At 62.0% G+C, this 9744-nt stretch carries 10 protein-coding genes and 1 pseudogene; 8 read left to right on the forward strand and 3 right to left on the reverse strand.

Translation table 11 applies throughout. The features are described from left to right. From ABF648_RS11155 to ABF648_RS11175, 5 genes and pseudogenes are all read left to right on the forward strand, one after another. A partial coding sequence (locus tag ABF648_RS11155; protein WP_415632333.1) for a restriction endonuclease subunit S occupies window positions 1–1009 on the forward strand: 1009 nt, incomplete at its 5' end. Further along, a complete protein-coding gene (locus ABF648_RS11160) occupies window positions 1006–4119 on the forward strand; it encodes a type I restriction endonuclease subunit R (protein ID WP_415632334.1) in 3114 nt (1037 codons plus the stop codon). The genes ABF648_RS11155 and ABF648_RS11160, both read left to right, overlap by 4 nt. After that, on the forward strand, window positions 4112–4270 hold the full coding sequence (locus ABF648_RS11165) for a hypothetical protein (protein ID WP_415632335.1): 159 nt from the start codon (window positions 4112–4114) through the stop codon (window positions 4268–4270). Before ABF648_RS11160 ends, ABF648_RS11165 begins: the two co-directional genes overlap by 8 nt. Before the next feature lie 103 nt (window positions 4271–4373). After that, a complete protein-coding gene (locus ABF648_RS11170) occupies window positions 4374–5576 on the forward strand; it encodes a hypothetical protein (protein ID WP_415632336.1) in 1203 nt (400 codons plus the stop codon). 311 nt (window positions 5577–5887) lie between these two features. Continuing rightward, a pseudogene (locus tag ABF648_RS11175) lies at window positions 5888–6145 on the forward strand (hypothetical protein); the annotation flags it as partial. Window positions 6146–6262: 117 nt separating this feature from the next. Here the strand turns inward: ABF648_RS11175 and ABF648_RS11180 are convergent. Beyond that, window positions 6263–6550, reverse strand: a complete 288-nt coding sequence (locus ABF648_RS11180) for a DUF4287 domain-containing protein (RefSeq protein WP_415632337.1) — start codon at window positions 6548–6550, stop codon at window positions 6263–6265. Between the two features lie 200 nt (window positions 6551–6750). Here ABF648_RS11180 and ABF648_RS11185 point away from each other — a divergent pair, with 200 nt between their 5' ends. Continuing rightward, complete coding sequence (locus tag ABF648_RS11185) at window positions 6751–7152, forward strand: NAD(P)H-dependent oxidoreductase (protein WP_415632338.1); 402 nt, start codon at window positions 6751–6753, stop codon at window positions 7150–7152. Between the two features lie 130 nt (window positions 7153–7282). Here ABF648_RS11185 and ABF648_RS11190 read toward each other — a convergent pair whose 3' ends face one another. Then, the gene (locus tag ABF648_RS11190; RefSeq protein WP_415632339.1) at window positions 7283–8119 is read right to left on the reverse strand and encodes an SDR family oxidoreductase; all 837 of its coding nucleotides are present in this window, start codon (window positions 8117–8119) and stop codon (window positions 7283–7285) included. 64 nt (window positions 8120–8183) lie between these two features. Between ABF648_RS11190 and ABF648_RS11195 the strand changes: the two genes are divergently transcribed. Then, window positions 8184–8573: a MerR family transcriptional regulator gene (locus tag ABF648_RS11195; protein ID WP_415632340.1), complete on the forward strand. Its 390-nt coding sequence runs from the start codon at window positions 8184–8186 to the stop codon at window positions 8571–8573. 39 nt (window positions 8574–8612) lie between these two features. Here ABF648_RS11195 and ABF648_RS11200 read toward each other — a convergent pair whose 3' ends face one another. After that, window positions 8613–9131, reverse strand: coding sequence for a VOC family protein (locus ABF648_RS11200; RefSeq protein ID WP_415632341.1), 519 nt, complete (start codon window positions 9129–9131; stop codon window positions 8613–8615). Between the two features lie 72 nt (window positions 9132–9203). Here ABF648_RS11200 and ABF648_RS11205 point away from each other — a divergent pair, with 72 nt between their 5' ends. After that, window positions 9204–9677 (forward strand): helix-turn-helix domain-containing protein, encoded by a 474-nt coding sequence (locus ABF648_RS11205; RefSeq protein WP_415632342.1) that lies wholly within the window; start codon window positions 9204–9206, stop codon window positions 9675–9677. The last annotated feature ends 67 nt before the right edge of the window (window positions 9678–9744 follow it).

The raw sequence follows: 9744 nt of genomic DNA on the forward strand, positions 1-9744 counted from the left end.
GACACGCCAGCCAGACTCAACCCCCCGCTACACCCCGGATCGCGAAGAGCCGGTATGGCTTGCAACAAATTCTGGAGGATGTAGTGGCGATGTACTCGCATTACGAATCAACGAGATTGCGCAGCGATCTTTCACACCTGAATTCCTCTACTATCTTCTATCTTCTGATGGTTTTTTCGCCTACAGCATGCAGCATGCGAAAGGCGCGAAGATGCCACGTGGTAACAAGGCCGCGATCCTGAACTTCCGAATCCCGGTGCCGCCGCTTGAGGTGCAGCGGGAGATCGTGCGGATATTGGACAAGTTCACAGCGCTGGAAGCGGAGCTGGAAGCGGAGCTGGAAGCTCGGCGGGCGCAGTACGCCCACTACCGGGACGCGCTTCTCTCATTCACACAGAAAGAGAGAGTCAGGTGGGCAACTCTGAGCGGACTGCTGAAGGAGCCCTTGGCAAACGGGCGTTCGATCAAGGACGGGAACGGATACCCAGTCCTACGTCTGACCGCACTTCATGGACCAGTCGTAGATGTACGCGAGCAGAAACTCGGCGCGTGGGACGAGGCGACGGGACGGCGGTTTCGAATCGAAGCGGGCGACCTGTTGTTCGCGCGCGGTAACGGTTCCAAGGAGCTCCTGGCCCGCGCGTGCATGGTCGAGCAGGCGGCGGAGGTGGCGTTTCCCGACACTATGATTCGCGCACGTCCAAATCTGGACCTCGTCTCGCAGAGGTACTTGTTCTACATCTGGGAGAGTCGGCCGGTACGGGAGAAGATCGAGCAGATCGCAAAGGTTACCTCTGGGGTTTGGAAGGTGAGCCAGAACGACTTGGGCGCGGTCGTCTTGCCCGTGCCGCCGGTCGAGGAACAAGAGCGGATAGTCGGCATCCTGAGCAAGTTCGATGCACTGGTAAATGACTTGTCGTCGGGTCTCCCTGCGGAGATTGAGGCGCGTCGTCAGCAGTACTCGTACTACCGGGATCGGCTGTTGACGTTCAAGGAGGCCGCAGCATGAGTGAGGCCGCTGCTCGGAAGTTCGATCCGATCGCAGTTTCGGCGGAGTCGACGGTGGTGGCGGAGTATGTCCCGGATGTCAGAGATGAGGGGACCTATCAGTCGGAGGCGGATCTTGAGCGGGAGTTCATCCGGTTGCTGGACGAGCAGGCATATGAGTACCTGCCGATCCACACCGAGGCGGATCTGGTGGCGAATCTGCGTCACCAGTTGGAAGCGCTGAACCAGATCAGCTTTTCCGACACGGAGTGGAAGCGGTTCTTCAGTGAGCGGATCGCGAGCGCTCGTGAGGGGATCGTGGAGAAGACGGTCCGGGTGCAGGAGGACCACGTCCAGCTGTTGACTCGCGATGACGGGTCGACGAAGAACGTCTCGCTGATCGACAAGCAGAACATTCACAACAACCGGCTGCAGGTGATCAACCAGTACGAGGTACCCGACGCTCCCCAAGGCGGTGACGCGAGGTTCTCGAACCGCTATGACGTGACAATCCTGGTGAATGGTCTGCCCATGGTGCACGTGGAACTGAAGCGGCGCGGGGTGGACATACGGGAGGCGTTCAACCAGATCGACCGCTACCAGCGAGACAGCTTCTGGGCCGGTTCAGGCCTGTTCGAGTACGTGCAGCTGTTCGTGATCTCCAACGGCACTCTGACGAAGTACTACTCGAACACCACGCGAGCCCAACACATCACGCACGAAGTCGGCGACAGCCGCGCGAAGAAAACCTCGAACTCCTTCGAGTTCACCTCGTGGTGGGCCGACGCGACGAACAAGCCGATCCAAGAACTGACGGCGTTCACGAAGACGTTCTTTGCGAAGCACACCCTGCTGGCGATCCTTACCCGCTATTGCGTGCTCACGGCCGACCGCACGCTACTGGTGATGCGCCCTTACCAGATCGTGGCAACCGAACGGATCCTGCAGCGAATCGAGATCTCGACCAATGCCCGGCAGCTCGGTACCGTCAAGGCCGGCGGCTACATCTGGCACACCACGGGTTCTGGCAAGACCCTGACAAGCTTCAAGACTGCTCGTCTGGCCACCAAGCTGCCATATGTGGGCAAAGTGCTGTTCGTGGTGGACCGCAAGGATCTCGACTACCAGACGATGCGGGAATACGACCGCTTCCAGAAGGGCGCCGCGAACTCCAACACGTCCACCAGGGTCCTGAAGCGTCAGTTGGAGAATCCCCAGGCGAAGATCATCATCACGACGATCCAGAAGCTCGCGACGTTCATCAAGGCCAATCCCGAGCACCCGATCTACGACGGCCACGTCGTAATCGTCTTCGACGAATGCCATCGATCCCAGTTCGGCGACATGCACACCGCCATCACCAAGGCATTCAAGAAGTACCACCTGTTCGGGTTCACCGGCACCCCGATCTTCGCCGTCAACGCAGGAACAGGCGGGGCTCCGGGGCTGAAGACCACAGAGCAGGCGTTCGGTGCCAGGCTCCACACCTACACGATCGTGGATGCGATCACCGACAAGAACGTTCTGCCCTTCCGGATCGACTACGTCAACACCATCAAGACCGGAAGCGTGGTCGATGAGCAGGTGTCGGCGATCGACCGGGAGCGGGCGCTGCTCGACCCTCGCCGGATCAATGAGATTGTCGCCTACACCCTGGAGCATTTCGATCAGAAGACCAGGCGCTCGTCGAGCTATCTGCACCACGTGGTGTCCAACGTGTCCGAGGTCATCAGCACCCGCCGCCGGGCAGAGGAAATCAAGGCGTCGAAGCGCGTGCGAGGCTTCAACGCGATCTTCGCGACCGCCTCGATCGACGCAGCACGCCGCTACTACAACGCGTTCACGCTCCAGCAGGAGGAGCTACCGCCGGATCGTCGACTCAAGATCGCACTGATCTACTCCTACGGCGTCAACGACGCGGTCGGTGACGTGCTCGACGAGGAGGGCTTCGACACCGACTCTCTCAGCGCCGACGCGCGGGTGTTCCTGGAGGACGCAATCCAGGACTACAACGCCTTGTTCGCCACCAGCTACGACACATCCTCGGAGAAGTTCGAGAACTACTACAAAGACCTGTCGATGCGGCTCAAGAACCGCGAGGTCGACCTGGTGATTGTCGTCAACATGTTCCTCACCGGGTTCGACGCGACCACCCTCAACACCTTGTTCGTGGACAAGAATCTGCGCTCACATGGCCTGATCCAGGCGTTCTCACGCACCAACCGGATCCTGAACTCGGTGAAGACCTACGGCAACATCGTCACCTTCCGCGATCTGGAGGAGGAGACAAACAAGGCGCTGGAGCTGTTCGGCAACAAGGACGCCCATGGTGTTGTGGTACTCAAGCCCTACGCCGACTACTACGCCGTCTACTCCACCAAGGTCGACGAACTGCTGGCCCGGTTCCCACTCGGGCAGCCGATTGTGGGCGAGCAGGCGCAGAAGGACTTCGTAGCCCTGTTCGGGGCGATCCTGCGACTGGAGAACATCCTCGCGTCCTTCGATGACTTCACGAGGAACCAGCGGCTCACCGAGCGGCAGGTCCAGGACTACAAGAGCGTCTACCTCGACCTGTACGCCGAGTTCCGCAAGGACACCCGCGCCGACAAAGAGATCATCAACGACGACGTGGTCTTCGAGATCGAGCTCATCAAGCAGGTCGAGATCAACGTCGACTACATCCTCATGCTCGTCGAGAAGTACAGAACTGAGCACGGCGAGGGTCAGGACAAGGAAATTCGAGCCGAGATCACCCGCGCCGTCGACGCCAGCCCCAGCCTGCGCAGCAAGAAGGATCTCATCGAGGACTTCGTCGACTCGGTCTCATCCGACAATTCCGTCGATGACGAGTGGCGCTCCTTCATCGCCGCCCGCCGCGAAGCTGAACTCGCCACCATCATCGCCGATGAGAAACTCAAGCCTGACAAGACCCGGACCTTCGTGCAGAACGCATTCCGTGACGGATCCGTTCCGACTACCGGGACCGCAATCACCAAGATCCTGCCGCCCAGCTCAAGGTTCACCGCTGGAGGCAACCACAGTGAGAAGAAGCAGCGCGTCCTCGACAAGATCACCGCATTCTTCGACCGGTTCTTCGGACTGAGCACCAATGGAGTGGCGAAAAATGACTGAATCTGCCGAGACCTGGCTCAAGAGCCTGAACAGTCTGCACACACCGCTCCCGAGTGATTTCGACGGCGCGAAGGGTCACAGGGAATCGATTGAATCCAGACTGGATTTTGATCCTGGTGGCGACCGCATGTTCGAGATCGACTCACTGTGACATGGGACGGGTGTGACAGTATCGCGATGCCGACTTTTGGCGTCCATGAAGAGGTAATGCCCAAGTAGAGTACGACCGTTAATTGGGTCGGGAAGGGAAAGCTGTGACCACAGAACTGCAGAGTGTCACGGTCAAGAAGTTCACAATGGGAGCTTCGGAGATGGCAGTCTTCGAATTCCAAGGTGAAATTCGTGACCTCATCATCAAGAATCTGAACGATGGATACCTGGCCACAGGGCGATACGCTCCTGATGAACGAGCCGTCTCCCCTCAAGGTGTCATGTCGATGGCTGTCGCTGGCACTGCTGCCGGAACGACAGCATTGTCATCGGTATTGGCGCCCACGTTGTACGTGGCAACAGCCAATCCCGCCTCGCTGATGCCAATCGGGGCGGGCGTCGGATCCGCAGTGATGGGTGCCGGAGGAATTGTCGGACATGCACCATTCATCCCGGTAGCCGCCTCCATGCCCGTACTTGCCCCACTCATGGCTGTCCTGGTGCTCAATACCGCAATGACAATGCAACAGTTCCGACAGGTGAACGAGAAGCTCGATTCCATAAAACGGGCCTTGGATGCAGCTGCTGCCAGAACTGAAGCCACACATGTCGGTGAGTTGGTTGCCGCGTCCAAGGTTGTGGACGAAATCAACGAACAGTACGAACAGGCCGGCTCATTCAGTGTGGACATGCTCGTCCGCCTCGCAATCGCTGAGCGCGATGTCCGACGACTTGCCGAGCGGTACAGCTATCTTGTCAAGTCACAGGAGTTCACTGACATCAACGATGTCGCAGACGTGCAGCAGCTGAACTATGACGCGCACAGCGCCATACTTGCCTCGTTCTTGGATCTGCGCACTGCACACCTGCGGGTTGGCGTAGATCTCCAGGATCATCCGGCATCTATGACCATCGCGACTCGACGGCTCAAGGCGACTGTCGAAGGAAACATCACCCTTTGGGAATTTCTGCTCCACCGCTCAGAAGCCATGCGTAAGGCGATGGAGAATGTCAGGGAGCATTTCGACGACCAGAATTGGGTCGCGAAGCATCTGCCCGGATTTGCGGGAGGAAAAGGCCACTCCCAAGCACTCAAGCTAAGCGCCATGAAAGACGGCTACGTGGCAATACTGGAGAGCGAAAAGGCCATAATGGAAGGGTTCTCCGCATTGATCCAGTCATCGAAGGAAACCCTCAATCAACTCGAGGCACCCGCAACAGACGCTGAGAACTCCCCAACGCTGGTTTGCTGGGATGACGAGAACGGGAAGCACTCATTCGCCACGGATGCTATCAAGATCAACTGATCATTGACCAGCACAGGCATCCCCGTAGGTATCCTGAGTGCTTCAATCCGAGTGGTCATCGAGACTCCGCCGAGAATCAGGAGCATTCCTCGGTGAGCTCGATGGCTCTCCGGCCGCGCCAGCTCGGGGCACAGCCGGCGACGTTTCCGCCACCAGAGCTTCACCGCCCCCCGAGGCGTGGCACGTCGATCACATCGATCTGTTGGCGACAAATGGACATAAGCGATCATCGCGCTCGCAGGACAGCAATTCTGAGCTCAACAGACCGAACCGCCGCCGATGCCGTGGCCAGGCTTCATCGGCCGCGAGGCGTGAGACGCGCGAGGAGAGCCTTCCCCACAGGCGCCTCGCAGGCGTTCTACGAGCATTGCCTCGGCCTTGTCCGCTCCCCGACCGGACCTCCGCACGCCGTTGTCTTCGATACCAGGCCGATCGCGTTCGCTCTTCGCGACATCACCGCCGGCACCGACCTCGCCTCCGTCGTCCAGCCCGGCATCGGCGTTGCGATCTGGCTTCACGCTACCGATGTCCAGGCCATCCACGATGCCCTCGCCGGCGATGGCCGCACCGCTCGAGCCACATCGTGAGTGTGAGTTCAGACGCGGATGGCGCGATCGAAGAGCTCGGCGATCTCCGCCGCACGATGGTGGCACTGGCCGGTCGGGAGGATCACCAGGAATCGGCACTCACGGTCTGGTCGCTTTTCCGTCGAGCCAGAGTGTGTCCGACTCGTCACGGTGCGACCCGGTGCTGCCGACATGTTTGCTGTCGATCTGCGGACCCTTCCTGATGACGTGGACCAGCGCCATGCCGTGGCCACGTCCGAGTCCGTAGTCCTCCTTGAGCCAATCGAGGATGACGGCGGCCTTGACGTCCGGCGCGTCATAGCCGCGGCTGGCGGCGATGTCGAGGAGTTGACGCGGAGTGAGGCTCGTCCTGTCCTCAATGGCGTCGAGGTATGCCTGGAATGACATCTGAGGGTCCGTTCTTGGCTTTGATGGGACTCGACCCGTGCGGGCCGATCGGCGGGACGCCGTTGTGAACGGCGATCCGTGGAGCCTAGCGCGCTGGTCACCACGTGGATGTCGTCGATCTGGTCGCCTACGGCTTCAACCCCGCGATGACCCGCGAAGACCTGCGTGCCTGAAGAGGACACGGGAAAGCCGATCCGAGAGTGCTCGACTACCAGCAGCGGCTGCTCGAGGCGGACCACCTCGTCCTCGCGTTCCCGGTCTGGTGGGAGGCGATGCCCGCCACCACGAAGGGATTCCTGGACAAGGTGGTCGCCAAGGGGGTTCACTTCGATGAGCTCGCCGAAGCCGGAGGAAATCCGTTCCGGAACCTGATGCCCCGGTTGCAGGGGGTCACTGCGCTGTCCGTCATGACGATTCCAGCCGAGGCCTACCGCTGGTGGTTCCGCGATCCCCTCACCAAGATCCTCTTGAAGGGAACCTTCGGGAAGATCGGCGTCAAGCACCTCACCTGGCGCAACTACGCCGACATCACGTCCAGAACCCCCGGACAGCGCCAGCGGATGCTTGAGCGGACCGAGCTGCACTTCGCCCGGCTGTCCTGATCGGACGCATGAAGCATGCGGTACACGTCGCGGCGTTGACGCGGCCGGAGATGGCCGGGGAGGACGCAGTCCCGACGGTGACCGACCCAGCGCTTCGATGTGCGCATTCCAGCAGGCACATCCGGTGCGCTCATCGGAACAGGTCGGCATGGTCATGGGCCCAGTCGGAGAAGCTGAGGGCAGCCCGGCCGAGCAGTCGAGCGACCTCGTCGGTCACCGGTTCGGGACGGCTGAGGAAGTTCTCCCAGGCATCCAGCAGGACATCGGGGATGCCGTACTCGCGCTGGGCTCGGGCCCGGTCGATCTCCTGCCAGCGCAAGGGTCTGCTGATCGCCGCGCCGATGAGTTGCACCTGCTTCTGCTGGGTGAGCGACTCGGGTCCGGTCAGGACGTAGCGGCGAGCCTGATGGCCTTCCTCCAGCAGCGCCTTGACGGCCACGGCGGCGATGTCGCGTTCGTGGATGAGAGGTCTGGACATCTGTCCGAAGGGCCATCGCACAGTGTCGCCGCTCACGATCTGGGGCACCCACTGCTGGGCGTTGAAGGCGAAGCCGGTCGGACGCAGCATCGTCCACTCCTCGACCTCGGCCGTCAGCGCGTCCTCGACCACGGCCCAGAAGCTCTGCGGATCGTCCTCTACCGCCTGGGAGGAGAGATATACGACACGTGGCACGCTCGACCCGAGCTGCTGGGCGATCGGCGTGACCTTCCGGCGGGCATCCTCCGCGGTGTCGAAGAACGGCCACATCAGATGGACCGCGTCCACATCCTTCAAGGCGGGTTCGAGCGTGGCGGGATCGGTGAGGTCCACCGCCATCGTCGCGGCGTGACCGTTGGCGATGATGGCCTGAGGGTGACGGGTCGCGACGCGGACCTGCGCTCCGGCGGCTCTCAGTTGCCGACACACCTCGCCGCCGACGCGCCCAGAGGCTCCGATCACCAGGACAGTGGGAGGAGTGGGATTCATGGGGTCATTCATATGCCTTCAACCAAGGTTGAAGGCAAGGCCGACCCGATCCGATACTTGGCCCATGAACTGGCACGAGAGCGGGCTGAGTGTGGGTCAGCTCGCTGAACGGATGCAGATCGCTCCGTCCGCGGTGCGCTGGTACGACGACCACGGCCTGCTGCCCAGCGAACGCACCAGCGAGAACCACCGTCGCTTCTTCGCCGACGCCTGCTGCCGGATCGCGATAATCCGCACAGCCCAGCGCGTCGGACTCACCGTCGCCGAGATCCGAGAGGCACTCACTGCCCTGCCACCCGGACAAGCGCCGACGCAACAGGACTGGGATCGCTTCGCCGCACATCTGCACTCGGTCGTCAGGGAACGGATCGACGAGCTCTTCACGCTGCTGGGCGAACTGGCACCCTCGACCGACGATCCGGTGTCCAACGGCGACGGCGGGAGAATGCCATGACCTCTGAACAGAGCCAAGGGGCCGGGCGGGTGCTGCTCATCAGTCGCTCGGGGCCCCCTGCGCCGCAGCCCATTCCGCGACTCGGCGGGCGCTCTCGGCCTCGGAGAGGTCCTCGACGCGGGACATGATCGACCAGCGCACCCCGAACGGGTCACGGATGGAGGCGAAGCGGTCACCGGAGACGAATGTGCTCACCGGTTCGCGGATCGTCGCTCCGGCCTGCTCGGCACGCACGACCATCGCGTCGACGTCCGCGCAGTACAGGCCGATCGAATAGCAGTCGCTGTCTCCTCCGGGAGCTGGCACGAGGCCGTATTCCGGGCTGGGCTCACCGATCTGGAGCCTGCCGTTGCCGAAGTCCAGGTCGGCATGCACGACGACTCCGCCCATCTCGGTGACATCGACCACGCGGGCGCCGAGCACCGAACGGTAGAATTCGACGGCATCCGCCGCACCCCGGATGGCCAGGAACGGGGTCAGGCTGGTAACGCCGTGCGGGATGCCATTGGTGGTGTGGTCGCCGGAGACCCCGATCCGGGGTGGGTCATGTTCGTCCATGTACCGACCCTATGCGCGCCCCCGCGGGCACGGCTTGAAGATTCGCGACGACCTGGCGCAAGGAGCGAGACGATGGCCGAGTCGGGCGATGGGCGAGGCGTGCTCTATCCCGCCAGGCTCCCATCCCTCCACCGAGAGCCCGCGCCCCGGGAGGTGAGCGAGCTGGTCCACTGGTTCTGGATACCCCGCTGGGATCTCGCACCAGGGCGCATCTCAAGGCAGGAGCTGCTGCCGTTCCCCGCCTCCAACCCCGTCGTACAAGTCGGCGGGGTCTCCCTGGCCGGTCCCACCACCGGGGTGTCACACCGGGACCTGCGTGGGCGTGGCTGGGCCGCCGACCTCGGCTATGCCGACCACGCCCACCTGAGCACCGACTTCCGACGCGTCCTCGGGTGTGCACCCAGCTCCTACCGCCGACACCCAGACCACGCGCCGTCCGAGTACGCGGTGGAGGTTCAGGATGAGTTCGTGGCGGAACAGGGCGGCCACGCTGTCTCCGAAGCGATTGGCGGGCCGCAGCAGCGCGATGACGTCCCTGCGCAGTGATCCCGTATCGGGAATGTGGCTCTTCGCGATCCGGGGTGTAGCGGGGGGTTGAGTCTGGCTGGCGTGT

This window comes from Propionibacterium sp. (assembly GCF_047719395.1).
In the GTDB taxonomy this organism is placed as follows: domain Bacteria; phylum Actinomycetota; class Actinomycetes; order Propionibacteriales; family Propionibacteriaceae; genus Propionibacterium.

What these genes read in the sequence shown, in the direction of transcription:
- ABF648_RS11160 (WP_415632334.1), top strand. Translation starts at nt 1,006, where the DNA reads ATGAGTGAGGCCGCTGCTCGGAAGTTCGATCCGATCGCAGTTTCGGCG.
- ABF648_RS11165 (WP_415632335.1), top strand. Translation starts at nt 4,112, where the DNA reads ATGACTGAATCTGCCGAGACCTGGCTCAAGAGCCTGAACAGTCTGCAC.
- ABF648_RS11180 (WP_415632337.1), bottom strand. Translation starts at nt 6,550, where the DNA reads ATGTCATTCCAGGCATACCTCGACGCCATTGAGGACAGGACGAGCCTC.
- ABF648_RS11190 (WP_415632339.1), bottom strand. Translation starts at nt 8,119, where the DNA reads ATGAATCCCACTCCTCCCACTGTCCTGGTGATCGGAGCCTCTGGGCGC.
- ABF648_RS11195 (WP_415632340.1), top strand. Translation starts at nt 8,184, where the DNA reads ATGAACTGGCACGAGAGCGGGCTGAGTGTGGGTCAGCTCGCTGAACGG.
- ABF648_RS11200 (WP_415632341.1), bottom strand. Translation starts at nt 9,131, where the DNA reads ATGGACGAACATGACCCACCCCGGATCGGGGTCTCCGGCGACCACACC.
- ABF648_RS11205 (WP_415632342.1), top strand. Translation starts at nt 9,204, where the DNA reads ATGGCCGAGTCGGGCGATGGGCGAGGCGTGCTCTATCCCGCCAGGCTC.